Genomic DNA, 22,752 nt, shown 5'->3' on the forward strand with positions numbered 1-22,752 from the left:
TTTGGGGCGTTTATGCCTTAAAATAGAGGAACACGATACATTAAGGGAGGTCTTGTGCATGACAAGAAAAATGAACTGGTACAAAAGCGGCATTTCAGCCGCCATCGCCATGACGATGATGGCGGGCTGCTCGGGCGGAGGAGGCGCAGAGCCGCAGAGTCCCGCTCCTGCCGCATCCGGGGCCAAGGAGAACGGAGGGGCTAAGCCTTCCCTTAAAGTGCTTGGCTTTAATGTAGGCTTCGATCCGAATAACGATCCGGTGGGCAAGGACATTGAAGCCCGCACCGGCTATAAAGTGGCGTACAGCATGCTGCCCAAGGATAAGCCGGACGAGAAGCTCAATATTGAGATCGCTTCCGGCACGGAATACGATATCCTGGCTCTGACGCCGACGCAGTTCTATACGCTGGTGGCGCAGGGAGCGCTGCAACCGCTCGACGAGCTGGTGAACAAGCACGGAGCGAACATGAAGAAGGCGATTTCGGCCTCCTCCTGGGAGCTCGGCAAATATAACGGCAAGCTGTACGGCATCCCGCAGAAAAACGAGCGCCCCAACATCGACAAGTCGATGATCGTCAGGCAGGACATTTTGGACGAGCTCGGCCTAAAGATGCCGGAGACGCTTGACGAGTTCTACACGACGCTCAAGACGATCAAGGCGAAGAAGCCGGATATGATCCCGCTGACGGGCAGCGGCAAAGATATTTTCGTCGTCTACAGCGCCTTCGGCTTGTACACCGATTGGGTGGAGATAAACGGGCAGCTGCTGCCCCGGATCAAGCAGCCGGCGATCAAGGATTATATGGCTTTTATGAAAAAGCTGTATGTCGAAGGCTTGATCGACAAGGATTGGGCCGTCAACAAGTCAACGCAGGCCCAGGAGAAATTTGTAGGCGGGAAGGCCGCCCTCATCCCGGGCACCTGGAACGATGCTTCGAGCATGAACGCAGCTTTCACCAAAAATGTGCCGAGCGGCAAAATGAATTACATGCCTCCGCTCAAAGGTCCGGATGGCAAGTCCGGCGTTCAGATGGAGGATAGGCTGCTCTATGTTCATGCGATTCCGAAATCGTCGAAGCAAGCGGAGGCCGCCATCCAGTTTATGGATCTGAAGCTGCAAATGGACAACTTCACGTTCTTTACACTTGGGGAAAAAGGCGTGACGTTCAATGAGGAGAATGGCGTCTACAGCCCGATCATGCCGATTTTTACAGAGAAGCGGGGCAATGCGTACTGGTTCCTGAACGGCATCCATGAGAAGGATTATGCGGATATGTGGCTGGCCCGTTTGCGCCGTACGCCGACCTTGTTCGAGGCATTTAATATTATGAACAAAAACATCGAGCAGATCGGCAAGCAAAATCCGATCGCCTTCATGCCTCCGATCGAGGCTGTCGGCAAAAACCTGCCTAGTCTGACGCAGAAGGAGAACGATTATTTCCTGAAGGTGCTGCTGGACGGGGAAAAAATTGAAAACTTCGATAAATTCATGACGGATTGGGATAACTCGGGTGGCAGCGAGGTTGTGAAGGCCGTTAACGATTGGTATAAAACAACGAAAAAATGAAAGCTGGAGGAACAAGCGCATGAACTATATCGAAGAACCGGCACGCCGTATTCCTGTGGTTGCGGAGCCGGACGTGCTCGTCGTCGGCGGCGGTCCCGCCGGCATCGGGGCGGCGGTTGCGGCCGCCCGCAACGGCGCCAAGGTGCTGCTGATCGAGCGGTACGGCTTTGTCGGAGGCAATCTGACGGTGGCAATGGTCAATCCGATGTTTACGTTTCACGATATCCAGGGAAAGCAGGTTATTCGCGGAGTGGCGGGCGAGCTGGTGGACCGGTTAGTAGCCAAAACGGTGTCTCCGGGCCACGTAACGGACCTGACGTTCGATAATGCGTCGATGTCGCCGTTCGACCCGGAAGGCATGAAGCTTGTGCTGTTCGAGCTGCTGGAGGAGGCGGGGGTCGAGCTGATGCTCCATACGACGTTCGCCGATGCGTACACGGATGATCAGGGCCGGGTCACCGGCGTCATCGTCGAAAATAAGTCGGGACGGCAGGCGATCCATCCGAAGCTGGTCATCGACTGCTCGGCGGATGCCGATGTCGTGGCGCGGATCGGGGCGCCATTCGTCAAGGGACGCGAGTCCGACGGGGCGATGCAGCCGGTCACTTTGTTTTACCGCGTGGCGGGCGTCGATATTCCCGGCTTGAAGGCATGGATGAAGGCGAATCGGCAGCTGTTGAAGGACGCGCCGACCGATGAGGAGATCGATGCGCAGAGCGCGCTTGCTTTCCTCGGGATGAAGGAGATCATCAAGCAGGCGATGGAAAACGGTGATTATCCGAAGGACGCTGCGCCTCGCATTCTGATGTATGAGCTGCCTCAGCAGGGGCAATTCGCCGTCAACTGCACCCGGCTTCAAGGGATCGACGGCACGAACGTCGCCGACCTGACGCGCGCTGAGGTGGAGACGAGGAAGCAGGCATGGGCCGTCACCGAATTTATGAAACGGCATATCGGCGGCTTTGAGCAGGCCTATATGCTCGATACGGGCGTGCAGGTGGGCGTTCGCGAGACGCGGCATATTGTCGGCGATTATACGATGACCGAGGACGATGTGCTCAGCAGCCGGGCCTTCGAGGACGGAATTGCCTGCGGCACGTTCGCCATCGATATTCATCCGCCGGAAGGCGAGCAGCAGGTGTTTACCGGCTCGGGCAAAGCCGTCTACGAAATTCCTTACCGCAGCCTGCTGCCCCAGGGCGTGCATAATGTGCTGGTCGCCGGGCGCTGCATATCCGCTACGCATAACGCGTTTGGCTCGGTGCGCGTGATGGCGACGGCGATGGGCATAGGGCAGGGAGCCGGGACGGCGGGAGCGCTCGCGGTCAAGCGAGGGCTGACGACCCGCGAGGTGGACGCCGGCGAAGTCAGACGGCTGCTGCTGGAGCAGGGGCAATATTTGATGACCGAGGAAGCGGCTACCGTGATCGACGAGTCGCTGCGGCTGCTCAAGTCGGATGGCTCCGGCGGCACGGCCAGCCATCACAATCCGTTTGCCAAGCAGTCCAGTTGAAAATAGAGAGGAGACTGCTTTTATGATAAAGGCGCTTGTTACGCTGCACCCGCAAGAGCGGCTGGGTGCGGTCGATCCATATATATACGGACAATATTTCGAACATCTCGGCAACTGCATCTATCCGGCGGTTTCCGATCACGGCTCGCCTTTGGCCGATGAGCGGGGGCTGCGCCGGGATGTGGTCGAAGCGGCGCGGGAGCTCGATGTACCCGTCATTCGCTGGCCCGGCGGCTGCTTCGTCGACCTGTATGACTGGAAGGACGGGGTTGGCCCACGGGAGCAGCGTCCGGTGCGCTACAATTGGCATTGGGGGGGACTGGAATCCAATCAATTCGGCACGGACGAGTTTCTGCACTGGTGCGAGCAGGCGGGAGCGGAGCCCTACATCAATGTCAACTTGGGGACCGGCACGCTGATCGACTCGCTGCGATGGATCGATTACTGCAACGGACGGGAAACGGCGGATGCCGCCTGGCGAAAAGCAAACGGCCGTGACGAGCCGTATAACGTCAAGCTGTGGGGCATCGGCAACGAGACGTGGGGGCATTGGGAAGCGGGACAGCTGAGCGCCTCCGACTATGCCGGCAGGCTGGCCAACTGGGCGCAGTTCGCCAAGAAGTACGACAGCTCCCTGCAGCTTCTCGGCGTAGGCTCTTACGAAGGCAAGGACCACGACTGGGACCGCAAAGTGCTCGAAGCCGCAGCCGGTTATCTGCACTACCTCACGGTTCATATCTACGGCTGCTCGATCGACCGCGAATCGACGGACGAATATTATCCGATCGTATTTACTCCGGTGTACTTCGAGCAGCGGATGAGGGAGATGCGGCAGACGGTGGCGGACACGCTCCGGGACTCGAAGATGCAGCTGAAGCAGCCGATCCGGCTGTCGCTTGACGAATGGAATATCCGCCATTATGAGCCGGACCCCCAGCGTGGAGAAGGAGCGTACCGGCTGAACCGCAACAGTCCGCGCAATTTGCAGGACGCGCTGTTCGTCGCCGGCGTGCTGAATGCGATGATTCGCCTCAGCCCGGATGTCGGCATGGCCAACTATGTATTTCTCGTCAACGGCAACGGCGTCATGAATGTGACGGAGGACGGTGTCGTGAAGACTCCGCTCTATTACGTATTCCAGCAGTACCGGAAGTGGATGGTGGGGGAGCATGTCCGCCTGGATATCCAGTCGCCCGCGATGATGACCCCGGCGCCGAAGGTAAGCAACCCGGAGTATACGAAGGAGCTCGCTCTGGCACACCGGCCCGTCCAAGCTCCGCTGCTTGACGCGGTTGCCGTGATCCCTGAAGAGGGCGGGCTGCATATCTCGCTCACGAACCGTCATCTGACGGAGGGAGCCGAGATTGCGCTGGAGCTGCCGGCAGGCATGAAAATAGCGCAGCAATGGACGCTGACCCATGACGATATCCATGCCGCGAATACGCCGGCCTCCCCGGACACTGTCGTCCCGGTCTGGGCGGAGCATAAGGGGGGAGCGGCGGTTAGCGTGCCGCCGCACAGCCTGGTGCTGCTCAAGTGCGAGAATAGCTAAGGGTTGTGGGAGGCCGGACAGCCAGTCTGCCGAATCTTGACCCGCCCCGGTATCCGGTTCCGTCTCCGGCATGTTCGCCTTGCTCCAGCGGTGACGGGATACACCGGATTTCTTCTTGGACGCCTGTCAGCAGGTCTTTGCTTGGCATATCCCGAATATTATGGATGATAGGGAACGGCTTTCTGCGGCGACCGGCCATGCAGCGGCCGTTAGGGGGGATTGCGATGCAGGCAGGCTTCTGGATCAGGCTGGGGGCGATTGTGCTGGATGCGCTAATAGTTGCCATACCGCTGGCCATCCTATCGTCGATCATCAGCGGAGGAGGAGGGGAGCAGGAGAAACTGACGAACGTGCTGTCCTTTCTTTATTCGTTACTGGTTCCGGTATTTTGGAGAGGCTTTACGCTAGGAAAGCGGGTATGCGGTATCCGGATCGCCAAGCTGGACGGTTCGCCGCCCGGACTGGGCACGATGCTGCTGCGCAACGCAGTTGGCGGGATTGTGTACGGGCTGACGATGGGCCTGGCCGTCATCATCAGCATCGTGATGATTGCGGCGCGAGACGATAAACGGTCCCTGCACGACTTTATTGCAGGGACCGAGGTGGTCTATGATAGGGGATAACCGGAAGTATATACCGATGGAGAAAAGCTAAAGTCCGCCAAGGGGACTTTAGCTTATTTTTTTGCTTTATTAAGGCTGGTAGGGTTGAGCTTTGCTCATTTCCACGCACATGAGGATAAAGGCGCCGGCGCCGTGCAGATCGTTTTCGCTCGTAGGACGGGCAATGTAATGGGCATAGTCCCCGATTCCCGTGCCGATGCAGATTTGGCCGATGACGACGTGGCCATTCTCGTCAAGCTTCAGCGTGTCGATGACTCCTTGATAGCCTTTCCAGGCATATTGCAGATAGGAAGCGTCCAGGTAGCCGAAGCGCACGGCTTTGGCGATGGCATGAACGTACAGGGCGGTGCAGGAGTTTTCGAGCCAGTTGTCCGGCCTGTCGCCCTTGTCCACTACCTGGTACCACAAGCCGGTAGCCGCATCCTGGAAGGGAATCAGAGACTTGAGCAGGTCCTGGAGGATAGCTGTCAGGGCCGGTTTATCCGGGTGGTCCTCAGGAAGATGCTCGAACATCTCGAGCAGGGCGACCGGATACCAGCCGATTGCACGGCCCCAGAACTCCGGAGCAAGACCGGTTGCAGGGTCGGACCAAGCCGCTTTCCGGGTTTCATCCCAGCCATGATACAGCAGGCCGGTCCGCGGGTCCTTGGTATGCTTCTCCATCAGGATAGCCTGGAAGGTCATCATGTCGTAATACTCGCTGAAGCCAAATGTCCTGCCGAATTGGACGGCGATCGGACCGGCCATGTACAAGCCGTCCAGCCACATCTGATTCGGATAGCGTCCTTTATGCCAGAAACCGCCGGACGGGTTGGTTGGCCATGACTTCAACAGCGGAACAAGCGTATGCAGCGCCTTTTTGTACCGCTCGTCGCCTGTCCGCTCGTACAGCGTAAACAGAAGCACGCCCGGCTGAATATCGTCCAGCTCGTCGGGGTTGAACTTGCGGATGCTGCCGTCCGCAAGAATTTGGCTGTCCACCCACCGCTTCAAATAATCGTAATAGGTGTCGTTCCCAGTCTCCCGCCAGCATTTTTCCATGCCCGAGAGAAACACGCCTTGATGATAGTGGAACCGGTCCGGGGGAAGCTGCTCCGGTTCGAATCGGAACATCAGCGCTTCGCAGGCTTTTTCGGCCCACTGGATGGGGCTCCATGCCTGTTGAACCTCATTTATGGCCTTGGACTCTGAAGAATTCATAGCAATCATTCTCCTCTGTTTATATGCTTAGGCTTATATTAGCATGGAGAATATGTACATTTTTTGCATAAATGAATGTATTCTTCTTATATTTTGCGATCTATACGCTGCAGGGTATAATAGAAGCAAGCGAATGGGGGATGAATGATATGCAGTTCGCCAATGATCAAGGGACGTTTTCCGTCTCCCACCGAAAGGCGCAAAGTCATCATATGGCCGCTAATCATTTTCACAGCACGTATGAGATTTTTTATTTGATGTCCGGCAAAAGAGAGTTTTTTATTAAGGACCGGACGATCATCGTCAGCGAAGGCGATGTGGTTATTATTTCGCCGAATATTTTGCACCGGACGACGAACACGGAAAAGCCCAGGCATGAGCGGCTTATCATCAATATGCATGAGAGCTGCATGGGGACGGTGAACGGCTCCTACCGGGAGGCGCTGCAGCCGCTGTTCGAGAAGGAATACCTTGTGGTCAGACGTTCGCTGCATGACCGAGGCTCCTTGGAGGCGCTCGCTCGCATGCTCATGCAGGAGATGCTGGACCGAAGGTCCGGCTTTGAAATGTATGCGCAGACTTTGGCCATGCAGCTGCTTATCGTCTGCTGCCGGCATATTCAGCAGGACAGCGCGGAGCCGCTGGAAGCTCCGAGTCCGATGCATGAAAGAATGTCGGAGGTTGCCCGCTATATCAACGAGCACTATATGGAGGAGCTGACGCTTGATTTCCTGGCGCAAACATTTTTTGTCAGCCCTTATTATTTAAGCCGCTGCTTCAAAGAAGCGACAGGCTTTACGTTCGTGGAGTATCTGAACAGCGTCAGGATCAAGGAAGCGAAGAAACTGCTGGAGCAATCCGCAATGAAGGTCAATCTGATCGCCAAGAAGGTCGGCTTCGGCAGTGTGACGCATTTCGGACGCGTGTTCAAGTCTGTCACCGGGCAGGTGCCTTTATTCTATAGAAAAGGAAAGCAGGCGCAGCCGGTCGGCCTCGGTTCCAGCGCACGGGATTAAAGGGTTCGAAGCCCGACGGGTACCCGGCTGAGCTGCATATGGAGCGGGCGGAACGGCGGCATGCCTGCGAGCTTTTGGGGCTTTAAACGGGCAGTCACCCGGTGCGAAAAAAAGTGAAAAACATGGCTTGCATTTCCTGAACGGATGTAGTATATTGTAAAAGCTGATTGAACGGGGCGACGTTTTCAAGAAAGACAAGCCTTATCCGATACATGTGCGGAACGCAGCATTTAACTGACGCGGGGTGGAGCAGCCCGGTAGCTCGTCGGGCTCATAACCCGAAGGCCGCAGGTTCAAATCCTGCCCCCGCAACCAAATTTATCGACGTGGAGCCGTGGTGTAGAGGCCTAACATGCCTGCCTGTCACGCAGGAGACCGCGGGTTCGAATCCCGTCGGCTCCGCCAGATATAACATCCTGCAGCAACGGGATGAGAACCCGCAGGGTTCGTCGAAGCATAAGCTTCGTAAGGTATACATCGCAGTCTCGGAGTGAAACGAAGAGCATCCCGTCGGCTCCGCCAGATATAACATCCTGCAGCAACGGGATGAGAAGTGTTTCATTAACAGTTGCGGAAGTGGCTCAGCGGTAGAGCATCGCCTTGCCAAGGCGAGGGTCGCGGGTTCGATTCCCGTCTTCCGCTCCATTTCAATACTAACGTCGGGACGTAGCTCAGCTTGGTAGAGCACCTGGTTTGGGACCAGGGGGTCGCATGTTCAAATCGTGTCGTCCCGACCATTATTATCTCATAATGAAATTGCCGGAAAGCCTTATTGCATAAGGTTTTTTTTGTTTTTCCGGGAAAATTTGCAGGTGCAAAAATGGATGGGCCGTCATGCTCGGCAACACGGCGCCTCAAACTGTGGTATCGGACTCGCTCGGCAACGGTTTAGACTTTTTCATCAACGGCGCAAGCTGTACGGCAACAATGGCCGTTCCGACGAGACATAACGCGCCTGCTTGCAAATAGGTAATACTGCGTCCGAGAAACAAAATATCCAGCAGGGCAACTTCCAGCAGCATTAAATTATTAATGAGGCTGCTTTCATAGGCGCGCAGCTGCTTTTGGGACCAAGTCCAAAGCGTAAAGGCTAGTGCTCCATTGATGGGCCCAAGCCATAACAAAATGAGGATCAGCTTTATAGAGTAAGGGGGCATACCCTCTAGGATGAATCCGGTGACTAGCATGCCTGCAGCTCCGATCAGCATGGGTGTAAGAACGAGTGCGGAAGGCGCTGTTTGTTTTCGGGAAAGCAAATAACGGGAGTAGGTCAAGTGCGCAACGTTACCAACACAGGATAGCAGGATGAAGACGATGCCGATCAGACTGCTTTGGGCAAAATGCCACGGATAAAAGTAAGTGACGATGCCGGCCATGGCGGCGAGCACAGCCATGAAGGTGGCGCGGCTCTTTAACTCGCGCAGCCAAAATGCGTCAACTATGAGCAGGAACAGCATGTTTCCCACCGATAGAAACATGTTGGACTGCATAGGCGTCAAAAAAAACTGGCCTGCATACTGAAGTCCTTGTGCCAGAACAAACCCGGTAATTCCGAGAAACAAAAAGTTTTTCCACGTCAGCTTCCATTTCTCCTGTGAACCTTCTCTATGAACGCTTTGAGCTTCATGTCCTCCATCTCGCCGAACATGCTTTTGATCACGAAGCCGCAGCACCACCCATAAGGTTAACGCCGCTGCGCTGTAACGCATGCCTGCCAGGGTAAAGGGACCTACGCCCTCCACAAACGCATATTGATTCAAAATGTAAGAGGAGGACCATAATAGCGTTACAAAGACGGCTGCTGTAATCGAAAGCGCGCGAATCATCGAGTTTTCCATAACAGTTGCTTTCCTTCCTTCTTTGACTAGGCTGTCGGTAACTCCATAGTAAACTTGTGAAAAGGGGATAAAAAGAGTAGGATTTTCATTATAATAATTTCCCCTTTTAATTGATCACTTTGTTTAAGGAGAGCCGTATGCAAATTGCTTACCACTATTTGAAGCTAAGGGAATTTTACGGGGATGCGGAAAAGGAGCCTGTAGAAGTAACGCTTGAGCAGCTTGCAGAAGTGTTGTGCTGTACACGGCGTAACGTGAAGCTGATTGTGAAGCAGTGTCAGGAGCTGGGATGGATCGAGTGGCAGGCTGGGCGGGGCAGGGGAAATCGTTCCATCCTGACATTTAACATGGCATCGAATGACGTAATAAGCTCATGGGTCCGGAACAAAATAGACAAGGGTCAGTATTCGCAAGCGATGGAGCTTATGCGCAAGTATGATCCGGACTCATCGCTTCACCAACAACTAACAGAATCGATCTATAAGCAATTTGGCATCCGATCCACGTCCTATAATAAGGGGCGCATCGATTTGCTGCGGCTTCCTTTTTACCGGGAAATGCCTGTACTGGATCCGGTCAACGCAACCCTTAGGACAGAGCTGCATATGATCGGTCAGCTTTTCGACACACTTGTGGAATGGGATGGTTCACAGGCCGTTTTTATACCCCGGCTTGCCGTGCACTGGGAGCAGAATAGGGATGGAACCGAATGGACGTTTTATTTGCGCAAAGGCGTCCTTTTTCATAATAAAAAAGAGCTGACCTCTGCAGATGTCCGTCATACGCTTATGCGCCTCGGGAAGCTGGACTCGGATTGCGCCCATCAGAAGCTGGATAGTCCGAGCTGTGAATGGAAGATACTTCGTATTCGGAGCATAGAAGCCACCCATCGCTATGCGCTGCGTATTCAACTGGATGCGCCAAGCTCTTTACTGCTGCATTATTTAGCCGCACCCCAGGCATCCGTTATTCCATGTCGGACTCACGAGTATAATGAGCGGTTACCGATTGGAACCGGACCGTTTAAGCTGATGCGTAATGACGCGGAGATGGTCGTTCTGGAGGCGTTCGCGGACTACTACCGGGAGAGGGCGCAGCTCGATAAGATTGAAATTTGGATATTGAAGGAGCTGCGTACACAAAAAATGCCCGATGGCGGTCTGGGCGGACAACCTATTCTCTACACGCACCCGTTCCAAATTCATACGCTTGCTCCAACGGGGACCACGATTATGGAACAGACGGAGGGAGGCTGCGCGTTCATCATCATGAACGGCCGCAAGCAAGGACCGTTACTGGACCCTGCTAAGCGGCGCAGGCTGCGAAAGCTTCTGCAGCCCGAGAAGTGCGTGGAGGAGCTTGGAGGTAATCGGAGCGGGGCGGCGTACAGCTTTTTTCCGGATTGGAGTGCCGCTATAGCGGCTCGGTTATCGGTAGAGAATGAGACCGAGAACGCGGAGACCGAACGGGAAGCGGCTGCAGCAGATACGAGGGTTTCTTTAGACACCGATGATTATCAAAGCTCGCTTCAGCTGTACACGCACGCCATCTTGAACAATTCGCTTGAGCAGACGGCTCGGTGGATTCAGCAGCGGTGTGCCTCCGCAGGCATCCTTGTACACATTCACGTTCTGCCTTACGAACAATTCAGCCGGCCTGGAGCGTTGGACGCTGCGGATATCGTGCTGCTTAATGCTATTACAACGAATAATCGGGAATGGTCGCTGATGCATGTACTGCTCCATGCCAACTATGGGGTTCATCGCTTCGTTGATCCGGTATTGTCAAGCGAGCTTGGTCAAAGATATGCGGCCATTGCCCGTGAAACGGATCCTGCTGCCCGATCTGTGCTTTTACAGGAGGTGGAAGCTTTGCTGCTGCGTCATGATGCGCTTCATTTTCTTTACCATTTGCGGCAAGCGGCCTTTTACCATCCGAACCTGTTCGGAACAGAAAAAATCAACCCCTATGGCTGGGTTGATTTTCGTGAGCTGTCACTGCGTCCTGAATAGGTTTATCAGTGTAGATTCACCGTTAGTTGAAGAGCGGCTTATCGCGAGGCCGGCTTCTTTGATGATGATTTAGGCGAATTAACCGATATATTTTGAAGGAGCAAGAGTGATTGCGCTGGAAATAGGGTTTCAACCGGCGAGAAGAGTGTGATGGATTCGGCTATCTGAGCAAGGAATAAATCCCAAAACGGCTGTTTCCCGCGCATCTTGCGCTGGAAACAGCCGTTTTGTCGAGCGGCGGCCTTGCGGTAGGCCAAGCAAGCGAGCGTTAACGGAGCAGCGCGCCGTGCCGCTCCAGCTCCTGCTGAAGCTGACGGACATCAATCTCGGCAGGCGAGGTCTGTCCGCGGACGGCCAGCGCAGCGGCCGTTCCCGCCGCTTGCCCGGTTGCCATGCAGCTCGGAGTGAGCCGGGTCGTGGCAAGCGCTTCATGAGAGGTGGAGATGCAGCGGCCGCCTGCCAGCAGATTCTCGATTTTTTGCGGCAGCAGGCAGCGATAAGGTATGTCGTACGCGCCGTCGCCTTCCACCCAGGCGGCGGTGACTCCTTTGCCCGAAGGGTCATGGATGTCGATCGGGTAGCCGCTGCGGGCGATGCAGTCGTCGAAGCGACGGCCCTGAACAACATCGTCGACCTGGAGCGCATAGAGGCCGTCGATCCGGCGCGTCTCGCGGATGCCGATCTGCGCGCCGACGGAGGAGATGGATGCGTTCTCGAAGCCGGGCAGCCGCTCGCGCATAAACTTCGCGACCATCAGCACCTGCCGTCGTCCCAGGTCCTCGGCTTCGGTCAAGTCCTCGACGTTTGTCCCGTCCAGTCCCTGGACGCGCGTCGTATTCACCAGCACCTCATCCGCTTCAGGGCCGGTGAAGAACAGCACCTGATCCCGGTTAATCGGCAGATCCGCTTCCTTCCAGTGCTTGTAGTACCCGAGCACGCCTGACAAAGGCAGGGACTCCAGCTCCGCAAACGGAGTCTTGTGGTAAAATTCCTCCGGATGGGCCAGCATGTAAGCCTTGACTCGCGCGAGATCGACGCCTCTCATCCGGAACTTCATCGTCATCGGCTGCGTCAGCCGGTCGCCTTCCCGTCCCTGGAGGCAGGGCGCGCCTGCCAAATACGCGATGTCGGCGTCGCCGGTCGTATCGATGAACAACCGCCCCCGCACCTCGAGCTTGCCCGACTTGGTGGTCAGCCGGACGGCTTCGATCCGGTCGCCTTCCGTTTGCACTTCATCCACGAAGCTGTGCGCGAGCAGCCGCACCCCCGCTTCCTTCAGCATATCGAGGGCCAATACCTTGTACACCTCGGGATGATACGGAGTAATCGTATGGACGAAGCCGACAGTATCGCGTACATGCCCCGGAGAGGCACCCTGCGCCATCAGCCTGTCGATAATCTCCTGGGCCAGCCCGGCGATGACCTGCTTGCCGGAGGTGGTGTGGAACGTCATCCAGGGATAAACGGAGGCCGCCGTAGACATGCCTCCAAGGAAGCCGTACCGTTCGATCAGCACGGTACGCGCTCCGCTGCGGCCGGCGCTGACCGCCGCATTGATGCCCGCCGGGCCGCCGCCGCAGACGACGACATCAGCTTCGATAATCCGGTTCATTTTCATCTCTCGCTTTCTGTATATAGAAGATATACCCTCAGTATAAGGCGAATTTTGCTGTACATTTAGTTTAAAATTAGTTTAAACTATTTGCATATCAGACAGCGGAGGGAGAAGTGGACGATGCGGCGCAAACGAGTTACGCTGCAGCATCTGGCGGATCGGCTGGGGCTGACGATTCAAACGGTTTCCAAGGCGCTGCGCGGCCATCCGGGCATGTCGGAGCAGACCCGCAGCGAGGTCATACGGCTGGCCCGGGAGCTCGGCTACTGGACGAAGGAGCAGCAGCAGTCGTTCAGCTTCGACCGGATTGCCCCTTTTCCCGTGATGCAGAGACGGTTTGTGCTGGTGCAGACGGAAGGCTCTTTGAACTTTAACCGTCTGCTGCTTGAAGGGCTGCATGAGCGGTTCATGGAGTTCGGGCACCGGGTGCAGCCGCTGCTTGTTCCATCGGGCCTGACGGGAGAAGCGTTTCACGAATGGGCCGAGGCCCGGGAGCTTCATTATGCGGACGGGTTGTTTATCGCTCCCCGGATGGGGCAGGGCGATGTGGAGGAGAGGCTGCTGGAGATGAAGGTTCCCCGCATGCTGCTTAACTTTCCCCCGCCTGAGGCGAAGGTGGACAGCGTCATCTGGGATGTTTACGAGGCGATGCATCAGGCGGTGCGTCATCTGCTGCGGCTCGGACACCGCCGGCTGCTTTATGTCGGAAGCACCGCCGGCCAGCGCGGCTTCGCGCTGCGCTGGCAAGCCTTCTGCGAGGCGATGGGGGAGGCGGGGCTTTCCGCCGACCCCGCAGAGCATTGCACGCAGCGGCCTGCCGGACGCCGCTGGCTGGACGACTTCGCGGCATTGTATGCGTCCAGGCGGCCGAGTGCGGTTATTTGCGGGATCGATGAGGAAACGAGAGGCGTCTATGACGAGCTGCTCAGGCTGGGCATTGACGTTCCGCGGGAATGCTCGCTCGTGGCGTTCCTCAATGAGCAGACGCCGGAACTGCCCGTATGCTCACGGCCGCTGCTGCTGATCCGGGCGACCGGTTACCGGGCCGCCGACCGCATGCTGTGGCGCATCGCCAACCCGCAGCTGCCTTATGAGCACATCCGGCTGCGGGGCGACTTTATCGGCGGCAGTACGACAGGTCCGCCCACCGGATGATGCGCTGGGGAGGGCAACTCCTGCTTGCGTCCCGGGTACATCCGTATCCGGCAAGATGTACAGCACGGTGCAACAGGCGTATAATCAAGGGCATAAGCCATAGGGCGCGGAGTCCCGTACCCGACTTTGAGTTCGGACCGGAGAGAGCAGCTGAGCCGGGGCGAGCGAGCGGCGGTATCCGTGACCGCTATGGATGAAAGGGGAGCGACATATGATTTTCGGAGATATGCGTCATTACGAGGCAGAGAAGCATACGTATCCGGCGGTTATCCGCAAGGGGCTGGAGCAGATCGCAAGTCTGAAGCTGGCCGAACAGGAGGCGGGCCGCTACGAGATCGAGGAGGGGCTGATGTTTGCCCTCGTGCAGGAGCCGGTGACCAAGCCTGCGGCGGAGCAGAAGTTTGAATCGCATGAGCAGCATGTAGACATTCAGTACCTAATCAGCGGGATGGAAAGCATCGAAGTCGTGCGGCATTCTTCTGAGCTGACGGTAGCCGTGGATGAGATGGCGGGTAAAGACTACGTCTTTTACGAAGAAGCGGAGGGAGCGTCCCGACTGGTGCTGAGCCCGGGACAATTCGCTGTGTTCTATCCTTGGGACGTACATAAGCCTTGCTGCGCGGCGGCTGGCAGCCCGAACGGGCAGCAGATCAAGAAGGTTGTCATCAAAATCCATAAGCGGCTGTGGGACGCGGCTTCGGCCGAATAATCCTTTGCGGACGGAGGGCCGGTGAACGGTCATTTTCCGGATCGGACAAAGATCGATGCTGTCGGCGCGAAGCGGAGGGGTGAATTGCCAGACCGGCTTAATAGAAAGGAGAGGGATCAACCATGGAACTGTCCCAGCGTATTAAAGGAGCCTTGTACGGCGTTGCGGTCGGCGACGCATTGGGCGGAACGACGGAGTTTATGAGCCGTCAGGAGATTGCAAAGCGGCATGGCTATTTACGGACTATCATCGGCGGCGGCGTATGGAATCTGGAGGCCGGTGAAGTCACCGATGATACGATGATGACGCTTTGCGTGGCCGAGGGCATTCTCGAGCATCCGGAGGACCCGGTTCAGCCTATCGGGGAACGATTCATGGTCTGGTACCGCTCCGATCCGAAGGACATCGGCAACATTATCCGGCAAGTCTTCCAGCGCTATGAAGGCAATTGGTTCGAGGCGGCGCTGGCCGCTCACCATGATCTGGGGCGCAGCGCCGGCAACGGCTCGCTCATGCGCTGCCTGCCGGCAGCGCTGGCTTACGCGGATCCGGCTCAGCTGGAGAACGTATCGCGCTTGCAGTCCAGAATGACTCACTACGATGAGCGTTGCGATCAGGCATGCATCTGCTACAACCGGATTGCATGGCGGCTGCTGCGCGGAGAGGAGCTGCGCGCTGCGATCGCAGCGGAGATCGCGGGCACGGATTACGCGGATGTGCTGACGCTGGCCGGAGAGCCGGACTGCGAGCCGAGCGGCTTCGTCGCCGATACGTTCCGCTGGGTGCTGTATCTGCTGCTGCACGGGCAGTCGTTTGCCGATGTCGTGCAGCGGGCCGCCAATCTGGGCGGCGACAGCGATACCATCGGCGCGATAGCGGGTGGCCTTGCCGGCGCGTATTACGGGTACGAGGGCATACCGGGCGAATACGCCGGCGCGATTTTGATCCGCGGCCGGTTGGATGCGGCAGTCGCAGGAATCTGCAAGCTGCGCCTGGGCAGCGGCGGGACGGTGTAAAGAGCTTCCTCTCTGATGCAAAGGAGAGGAGGCTCTTTTTGTTTGCCTGCCGGATGCCTCCTAAAATTTACAAAAACCTATCATTTCAGATCGTTAACCTGTGGTAGAATAATAGAGGAGTTATTCATTATTTTACTAGGGAGGAATATGATGGGAATTATAGCCAAGCTCCAAACCAGGTGGATGAAGTCCGTGCTTGCCCTGTCCTTGGCGCTGCCGCTGCAGGCGGGCTTCTTGGCAGGGATGCCAGCCGCGCTGGCCGAAGGGCCGGCAGACCCGGCTCCTTATATCGAAGCCAAGGTCGTCAACGAGAATGCCGGCAAGAAGGTGCTCTTCGACAATACGCACGCGCAGACGGCAGGAGCCGCCGACTGGGTTATCGACGGAGGCTTCTCGGATTTCGGCCACGCGCTGGCGGCAAACGGCTACTATGTGAAGGAGCTGCGCAAAGCGGCGCCGTTCACGTATGACGACTTGAAGAGATACGATGTTTTCGTAATCGCCGAGCCGAACATTCCGTTCAAGCAAAGCGAGCAGGCCGCCATGGAGCAGTATGTGCAGGAGGGCGGCGCGATCTTCTTCATCGGGGATCATTATAACGCCGACCGCAACAAAAACCGCTGGGACGGCTCTGAAGCGATCAACGGCTACCGCCGGGGCGCATGGGAGAACCCGGCCAAGGGAATGAGCGCGGAGGAGGCGAGCTCCGCTGCGATGCAGGGTGTGGTCAGCTCCGACTGGCTCGGCTCCAAGTTCGGCGTGCGCTTTCGATACAATGCGCTTGGAGACATAACGGCCAATCAAATTGTGGCGCCTGGCCAGGCATTCGGCATAACCGCGGGCGTCTCGGGCGTAGCCATGCATGCGGGATCGACGCTTGCGATTACGGACCCGACCAAGGCGAAGGGAATCGTGTACCTGCCCCAGACTCAAGCGGCTTGGCCCAATGCGGTCGATCAAGGGGTGTACAACGGCGGAGGCCTTGCCGAGGGACCGTATGTGGCTGTTAGCAAGGCCGGTAAAGGCAAAGCGGCTTTTATCGGCGATTCTTCGCCGGTCGAGGATGCGACGCCGAAATATTTGCGTGAGGAGACGGGAGCCAGGAAAACAACGTACGACGGCTTCAAGGAACAGGATGACGCCGTACTGCTCGTAAATATCGTGAATTGGCTGTCTACGAAGGAAAGCTACACGAATCTTGCCCAAGTAGACGGTCTGCAGCTCGATCAGCCGACTGCGCTGCTTCCGTTCGAAGCACCGGAGGCTTCGACGGAGCCGCAGGCCGAGCCTTGGTCGGCACCGGCGGCAGGTTACAAATGGTGGGATCGCGCGACGTTCAAGCCAGGATCATACGGCGCGACCGGCACAAACGCAACTTACAGCTTCGTGCATCAGGCCCAGCTGCCCAATGCGCAGGAGTTTCAACTCCGCGTCGTCGTTGACAGGCTGCCGGCTCATACTACGGTGTCCGGCTTCAGCGCAGGCATTTATTTGACCGGAGGGACGCAGGTGGCTCTGTTTCAGAACGCCGACGGCACATGGCCGACCTCCTACAATTACAGCTCGGCGTTCAGCTTAACCTCGGACAGTCAAGGCCGGGCCTACAAGGATCTCACCGTCCGCATCAAGCCGGGTACGAGCGGATCGGCCAATCTCAGGCTGCGGCAGAATGGCACGAACCTTCTGACCAGCACGGTTACGCTTGCGAATGTACCGGCCGAACCGCTTCCGGATGAAGAAGGGCCGATTCCGGCCAAAATCACCGTGGCCGAAGCCCGCGGCCAGGCGGAAGGCAAGGTCGTCACCGTGGAAGGCGTCGTCACGACGGAGCCGGGAGCCTTTGGCGGACAGGCGTTTTATTTGCAGGACGCGACCGGGGGCATATATGTATTTCAAAGCCAGAGCGGCTTTCATCAAGGCGATGTCGTGAAGATCACCGCTCCTCTGGCCGTGTACAACACAGAGCTGGAGCTGATCGAGCCGGTTGCGATCGAGAAAACCGGAACGGCGCCGCTCCCTGCGCCGGTACAGGCTGCAACGGTCGATGCTTCCAATCAAGGCCAATTGGTGGAGCTGAGCAATGTCAAGATTGGCCCAATCGTCAGCGCGGCGCCGGCGGGCTCCTTCGAATTCGATGCGGTGCAGGGGGAGACTAGCAGCCATGTGCGGGTAGACGTGCGTACGGGCCTGCAGCAGTCGGGCTTCCCTTATCAGGAAGGCCAGACCGTGACGGTGAGAGGGATTGCCTCCATTTTCAAAGGGGTGTACCAGCTAAAGCCGCGCGGCTTGAGCGATTTTACGGCACAGGCGGATACAGCAGCTCCGGTGACAACGGCTTCCTTGTCCGAATCGCCGAACGCAAGCGGCTGGTTTAACCGCAGCGTCACCGTTACGCTGACAGCGGCAGAAGAAGAGTCCCTGCCCGTCAGCACATACTATTCGCTCAATGGGGAACCCGCCGTCTCGTATACGGCACCCTTCTCCATTGAAGCGGAGGGGACGCATACGATCCAATACTATTCGGCAGACAGCGCAGGCAATCAGGAGGCCGTGAAGACGGAGACGGTAAAGCTTGACAAGACCCCGCCTTCCGTCACGCTGACCCAGTCAGGCAAGCCGGTCGGGGATGTGAAGTCTACGGAGACGGTCAGATTCGATCTTGTCAGCTCGGACGCCTGGTCCGGCGTCGCGGAGCAGAAGCTGCTGCTGGACGGTCAGGAAATCAGCAGCGGGGCTTCCCGCCCTGCCCAGGAGCTTGGCCTTGGTACGCATACCGTCCAATACCGCGTGACGGATGCGGCAGGCAACGTGGCGGAGAAAAGCTACGCCTTCAAGGTGACCCAGCCGTCCTCGGCGGGCGCTCCCGGGAAGCCGGTGCTCTCGGACGATAACGGTCAGGACGGGCTGCGCGACGGCAGCTATATCATCACCATGAACATGTGGTGGGGCAATAACGGCTCCGAGTTCCGGTTATACGAAAATGGAACGCTGATCGGCACGAGCAGATTGACCGAAGCCGCACCGGCGGCTCAGGCTGCGAAGTCTGCTGTGACGGGACGCGTCAACGGCACGTATACGTATACGTGCGAGCTGATCAACGACAGCGGCTCGACGGCGTGCGAGCCGCACACGGTCACCGTAACGGACGCATCGCCGGCCAAGCCGGTGCTGTCTCAGGATAATTGGGACGGCGACGGCAGCTACCGGGTCACGATGAATATGTGGTGGGGAACGAACGGCTCCGAATACCGTCTCTACGAGAACGGAGAGCTGATCGATACCAAGGCGCTCCAGGCTGCGTCCCCGGGGGCGCAGCAGGCAGCTACCGATCTTACCGGACGGGCTCCCGGACAGTATGAGTACCGTGCAGAGCTGGTAAACAGCTCAGGCAGGACTTGGAGTGAAACGATTGTCGTTAAGGTTGTGAAGTAACCGGGATGCTTATGGGTAAAAGCCGTAGGAGCTGATGACTCCTGCGGTTTTTATTTGTATACTTGGTGAGGGAAGAAAAGATTCGGAGATTCACCCGACAAGGAGACGGCGAGAGAAAATGATAGATCTCGATCGATTGGCGCGAACCTTTGCCGAAGGTTCTTATGGTGTAGAAATGGTTTACCGTTTCGTCATTCCCCCAAAAAGCGCGCTGCGAGAGTTCACGACGCTCAAGCATGGCTTTTTGTTTGCGCTTGGCGGCGAGGGGCGAATAAGCGCGAATGGCGCTGTCTACCATTTGCGGCCGGGCTCGGTCTTTCATGCCGGACCCGACGTACACTTGGAGTGGCAGGCCACGGGGGCGTCCCACTTCGAATACGATTTGCTGTTTTACAGCTTCTGCGAACCCGAGACGGGCAGGGGGGATCATCCTTGCGACCGCCATTTTGTGCTGGAGCCCGGAGCTGTGCCTGGGGTGCTGGAAGGGCTGGAGCTGCTGCATCAGAGCATTCGGGCCGCCGGAGGGCTGGAGAAGCTGCGCGCCAAGCAAATTTTTTTGAGCGTCATGCATCAGGTGTTGTCCGGTTGTCAGCATCGGGAGAGCAGCAGTTCGCCGACCAAGCGAGCGATCGAGGACGCCGTTTCCTATATTCACGGTCATTACATGGATGCGCTGACCTTGGACGAATTGGCCGCTATGCACGCGATGAGCTCCAAACGCTTCTCGTATTATTTCCATAAGTACACCGGTTATCGGCCGATCGACTATGCGATTCATTGTCGGATGGAAAGAGCGAGCGAAATGCTGAGAACCGGCAAATTTCCTGTCCGCGATATTGCAGCCAGTGTCGGCTATGCCAATCCGCTTTACTTCAGCCGGGTCTTTCGCAAAAAGTTCGGGATGTCTCCTTCCGCCTACAACCAAACCTTAACGGGCGAACGGCCTCATTTTTAGATAATTGTGCATATAAGTTTTGGGATTTGTGTATTCACATTAGTTGAGGTTCTTGCTAAACTATTGCAGTATTCAATTGATAATAATAATCATTATCGATTTATTTGTGGAGGATGAACCCATTTGAAAGAGAGCAGACAGCTTTGTATCGGATTATCCTTGACTGCCACCTGGAACAAAGGGAAAAACGACAGCGGAGGCGGCGCGGGGATGTTTTCGAACGACGGATTCGTTCAGCTGGCGAAAATGGCGGAGCAGGCGAAGCTGGATTTCGTGTTTAAGCCGGACGCGCTGTTTCTCCATGCGGACGGACGGGGGCACTCCAGCCGGTTCGCGAGTCTCGATCCAACCATTATGCTGACCTCGATTGCCCGGGAGACAGAGCGTATCGGGCTGGTGACGACCGTGTCCACCTCATTCAATCCGCCGTTTGTCGTCGCCAGGCAGCTGCAGTCCTTGCATTGGCTAAGCAACGGGCGCGCAGGTTGGAATATTGTGACGTCACTGGGCGGCGCGGAGAATTTCACTGATGCGCCGATGCCTGCATCCGAAGAGCGATATGAGAAGGCGATCGAGTTTACCGATGTCGTGCAGAGGCTCTGGGAGAGCTATCCGTACGAGGTGTTTGCAGGGCAAGCAGACTGCGGCAAGGAGATAACGGCCATTCACCATAACGGCAAATACTTCAGCGTCAAAGGTCCGCTCAATCTGCCGGCCCATGCCTCGGGCACGCCGCCTTTGTTCCAAGCCGGCGCTTCGCTGGCGGGACGCAACTTTGCCGCCCTGGCGGCGGACGCGATTTTTGCGTCGACGCCGGACATGGCTTCCGGTATAGAGCTGCGCGAAGATTTGCGAAGGCGCGCTCAAGCGCATGGCCGTTCGCCGGACGCGGTTCGCGTGCTGCCCGGCCTGTATTTTTTCCTGGCCGAGACGCGCAGCGAGGCGCAGGATATGTACCGGGAGGCGCATGCCCATCTTAGCCTGGAGCGCCGCTTCGCTTCCATCGAGTCGATTATTGGACTTCGATTGGAGGAGATGCCGCTTGATCAGCGCGTGACGGCCGATATGCTCCCTGACGCGGGCCAGCCCGTGCGCAGCCGGACGCATGCGGATCTGCTGAGAAGATTTATTGTGAATCACAAGCCGACCGTGGAAGAGCTGCTGTCGCGGCCGGAGGTGATCGGGTCGGCGCATTGGGTCGCGGCAGGAACGGCCGAGGACGTGATGCGGGACATGCTCGCCTGGTTTGAGGCCGGAGCGATGGATGGCGTTATCGCATTGCCGGGCGGTTCCTTTCAATCGCTGGAGCTGTTCCTCGCTGAACTGGTGCCGATGCTGGCCGAAAAAGGCTTGTTCCGGAAGGAGTATACGGGCATGACCTTACGCGAGCATCTGAGAATGACGTAAATTAAGCCGGATGCGCTTTGCTCTGTGCGCTTCCAAATGGTTTTGCCCAATATGAAAGAAAACGAGGGGATTGTACGATGCCTGATCAGGAATTGTTCGACATCACGATTGTCGGCGGCGGTCCAGCCGGGTTGTTTGCCGCTTTCTACAGCGGCTTGCGTGAGATGAAAACCAAACTTATTGAATTTCAGCCCATCCTGGGCGGCAAGGTGCATGTGTATCCGGAAAAAATGGTGTGGGACGTAGGCGGATTGACGCCAGTTCCAGGCGCACGGCTGATCGAGCAAATGGTCGCGCAAGGCTTGACGTTCGAGCCGGAAGTCGTGCTTGGAGAGAAGGTGACCTCGATCTCCCGGGATACGGAAGGGATTTTTACTTTGCACACCGTCTCGGGACAGACGCACCGGTCCAAAACCGTGCTGTTGGCCATCGGGGGAGGCATTTTGAAGCCGATCAAGCTGGAAATCGAGGGAGCGGAACGATTTGAGGTGACGAATTTGCACTATACGGTGAAATCGCTCGCCCGCTTTAAAGAGAAAACCGTACTGATCTCCGGGGGCGGTCATTCCGCCGTGGACTGGGCCAACGAACTTGCGCCGATTGCCAAGCAGGTGTACTTGACCTACCGGAAGGATGCGTTAAAAGACGGCCATGAAGCCGATATCTCACGCCTGAAAGCGAATGGCGTCCAATGTTTGCTGAACACTTCGATCGAGAAGCTGATCGCGACCGAGGATCATGCCAACATCGGGACGGTGCTGCTAAAGCGTCACGAGGACGGGAGCTTGTTCAAACTTGCAGTCGATGAGGTCATCATCAGTCATGGCTACGAGCGGGACAAGGAACTGCTCGCGAACAGCGAGCTCAAGATCGATTTGCATGAAAACCGCATTGCCGGCACTCCGATGAGCGAAACATCGGTGCCCGGCCTGTATGCCGCGGGCGATGTGCTGCATCACGAAGGCAAGCTGCACCTGATCGCCGGAGCGTTCCAGGATGCGGCCAACGCCGTCAATAAGGCGAAGCAAGTTGTCGCGCCGGATGCAAAATCTTATGGGATGGTGTCCTCCCATAATGAATTGTTTGCCCAAAAAAACCGTGAAATGCTGAAGCATCTGTACGTCAATCCATAAAAGCGGGAA

16 protein-coding genes and 4 tRNA genes are annotated in these 22,752 nt (G+C 57.0%); 17 read left to right on the forward strand and 3 right to left on the reverse strand.

Going from position 1 to position 22,752, the window contains the following annotated elements:
- Positions 1-58 precede the first annotated feature (58 nt).
- The 4 genes from BLR08_RS18415 to BLR08_RS18430 all read left to right on the forward strand — a co-directional run bounded on the left by BLR08_RS18415 (position 59) and on the right by BLR08_RS18430 (position 5,255).
- On the forward strand, positions 59-1,567 hold the full coding sequence (locus BLR08_RS18415) for an extracellular solute-binding protein (RefSeq protein WP_083537197.1): 1,509 nt from the start codon (positions 59-61) through the stop codon (positions 1,565-1,567).
- Positions 1,568-1,586: 19 nt separating this feature from the next.
- Positions 1,587-3,080, forward strand: a complete 1,494-nt coding sequence (locus BLR08_RS18420; RefSeq protein ID WP_083537199.1) for an FAD-dependent oxidoreductase — start codon at positions 1,587-1,589, stop codon at positions 3,078-3,080.
- A 22-nt stretch (positions 3,081-3,102) separates the two neighbouring features.
- Positions 3,103-4,632: an alpha-L-arabinofuranosidase C-terminal domain-containing protein gene (locus tag BLR08_RS18425; protein ID WP_176835556.1), complete on the forward strand. Its 1,530-nt coding sequence runs from the start codon at positions 3,103-3,105 to the stop codon at positions 4,630-4,632.
- Positions 4,633-4,856: 224 nt separating this feature from the next.
- Positions 4,857-5,255, forward strand: coding sequence for an RDD family protein (locus BLR08_RS18430; protein ID WP_072331393.1), 399 nt, complete (start codon positions 4,857-4,859; stop codon positions 5,253-5,255).
- A 69-nt stretch (positions 5,256-5,324) separates the two neighbouring features.
- Here BLR08_RS18430 and BLR08_RS18435 read toward each other — a convergent pair whose 3' ends face one another.
- Positions 5,325-6,464 (reverse strand): glycoside hydrolase family 88/105 protein, encoded by a 1,140-nt coding sequence (locus BLR08_RS18435; RefSeq protein ID WP_090586330.1) that lies wholly within the window; start codon positions 6,462-6,464, stop codon positions 5,325-5,327.
- 131 nt (positions 6,465-6,595) lie between these two features.
- Between BLR08_RS18435 and BLR08_RS18440 the strand changes: the two genes are divergently transcribed.
- From BLR08_RS18440 to BLR08_RS18460, 5 genes are all read left to right on the forward strand, one after another.
- A complete protein-coding gene (locus tag BLR08_RS18440) occupies positions 6,596-7,471 on the forward strand; it encodes an AraC family transcriptional regulator (protein WP_072331841.1) in 876 nt (291 codons plus the stop codon).
- A gap of 238 nt (positions 7,472-7,709) precedes the next feature.
- Positions 7,710-7,786 (forward strand) — tRNA-Met (locus BLR08_RS18445).
- Between the two features lie 13 nt (positions 7,787-7,799).
- A tRNA-Asp gene (locus BLR08_RS18450) sits at positions 7,800-7,876 on the forward strand.
- 165 nt (positions 7,877-8,041) lie between these two features.
- A tRNA-Gly gene (locus BLR08_RS18455) sits at positions 8,042-8,116 on the forward strand.
- A gap of 15 nt (positions 8,117-8,131) precedes the next feature.
- Positions 8,132-8,208 (forward strand) — tRNA-Pro (locus tag BLR08_RS18460).
- A gap of 117 nt (positions 8,209-8,325) precedes the next feature.
- On the opposite strand, the gene BLR08_RS18465 is transcribed toward BLR08_RS18460, so the two are convergent.
- The gene (locus BLR08_RS18465) at positions 8,326-9,309 is read right to left on the reverse strand and encodes a DMT family transporter (RefSeq protein WP_256257653.1); all 984 of its coding nucleotides are present in this window, start codon (positions 9,307-9,309) and stop codon (positions 8,326-8,328) included.
- Between the two features lie 137 nt (positions 9,310-9,446).
- Here BLR08_RS18465 and BLR08_RS18470 point away from each other — a divergent pair, with 137 nt between their 5' ends.
- Positions 9,447-11,321: an ABC transporter substrate-binding protein gene (locus tag BLR08_RS18470; RefSeq protein WP_072331397.1), complete on the forward strand. Its 1,875-nt coding sequence runs from the start codon at positions 9,447-9,449 to the stop codon at positions 11,319-11,321.
- 268 nt (positions 11,322-11,589) lie between these two features.
- Here BLR08_RS18470 and BLR08_RS18475 read toward each other — a convergent pair whose 3' ends face one another.
- Entirely contained in the window at positions 11,590-12,933 is a 1,344-nt protein-coding gene (locus BLR08_RS18475) for an FAD-dependent oxidoreductase (RefSeq protein WP_072331847.1), read from the reverse strand.
- 123 nt (positions 12,934-13,056) lie between these two features.
- Between BLR08_RS18475 and BLR08_RS18480 the strand changes: the two genes are divergently transcribed.
- The 7 genes from BLR08_RS18480 to BLR08_RS18510 all read left to right on the forward strand — a co-directional run bounded on the left by BLR08_RS18480 (position 13,057) and on the right by BLR08_RS18510 (position 22,743).
- On the forward strand, positions 13,057-14,091 hold the full coding sequence (locus BLR08_RS18480) for a LacI family DNA-binding transcriptional regulator (RefSeq protein ID WP_072331399.1): 1,035 nt from the start codon (positions 13,057-13,059) through the stop codon (positions 14,089-14,091).
- 211 nt (positions 14,092-14,302) lie between these two features.
- Positions 14,303-14,800, forward strand: a complete 498-nt coding sequence (locus tag BLR08_RS18485) for a NanQ anomerase/TabA/YiaL family protein (RefSeq protein ID WP_072331401.1) — start codon at positions 14,303-14,305, stop codon at positions 14,798-14,800.
- A 122-nt stretch (positions 14,801-14,922) separates the two neighbouring features.
- Positions 14,923-15,816: an ADP-ribosylglycohydrolase family protein gene (locus tag BLR08_RS18490; RefSeq protein WP_072331403.1), complete on the forward strand. Its 894-nt coding sequence runs from the start codon at positions 14,923-14,925 to the stop codon at positions 15,814-15,816.
- Between the two features lie 150 nt (positions 15,817-15,966).
- On the forward strand, positions 15,967-19,248 hold the full coding sequence (locus BLR08_RS18495) for an OmpL47-type beta-barrel domain-containing protein (RefSeq protein WP_090586334.1): 3,282 nt from the start codon (positions 15,967-15,969) through the stop codon (positions 19,246-19,248).
- 118 nt (positions 19,249-19,366) lie between these two features.
- Positions 19,367-20,203, forward strand: coding sequence for a helix-turn-helix domain-containing protein (locus BLR08_RS18500; protein WP_072331407.1), 837 nt, complete (start codon positions 19,367-19,369; stop codon positions 20,201-20,203).
- A 123-nt stretch (positions 20,204-20,326) separates the two neighbouring features.
- Positions 20,327-21,610 (forward strand): NtaA/DmoA family FMN-dependent monooxygenase, encoded by a 1,284-nt coding sequence (locus BLR08_RS18505; RefSeq protein WP_072331409.1) that lies wholly within the window; start codon positions 20,327-20,329, stop codon positions 21,608-21,610.
- A 77-nt stretch (positions 21,611-21,687) separates the two neighbouring features.
- Positions 21,688-22,743, forward strand: coding sequence for an NAD(P)/FAD-dependent oxidoreductase (locus BLR08_RS18510; protein WP_072331411.1), 1,056 nt, complete (start codon positions 21,688-21,690; stop codon positions 22,741-22,743).
- Positions 22,744-22,752 lie beyond the last annotated feature (9 nt).

The organism is Paenibacillus sp. cl123, assembly GCF_900101595.1.
Taxonomy (GTDB): domain Bacteria; phylum Bacillota; class Bacilli; order Paenibacillales; family NBRC-103111; genus Paenibacillus_G.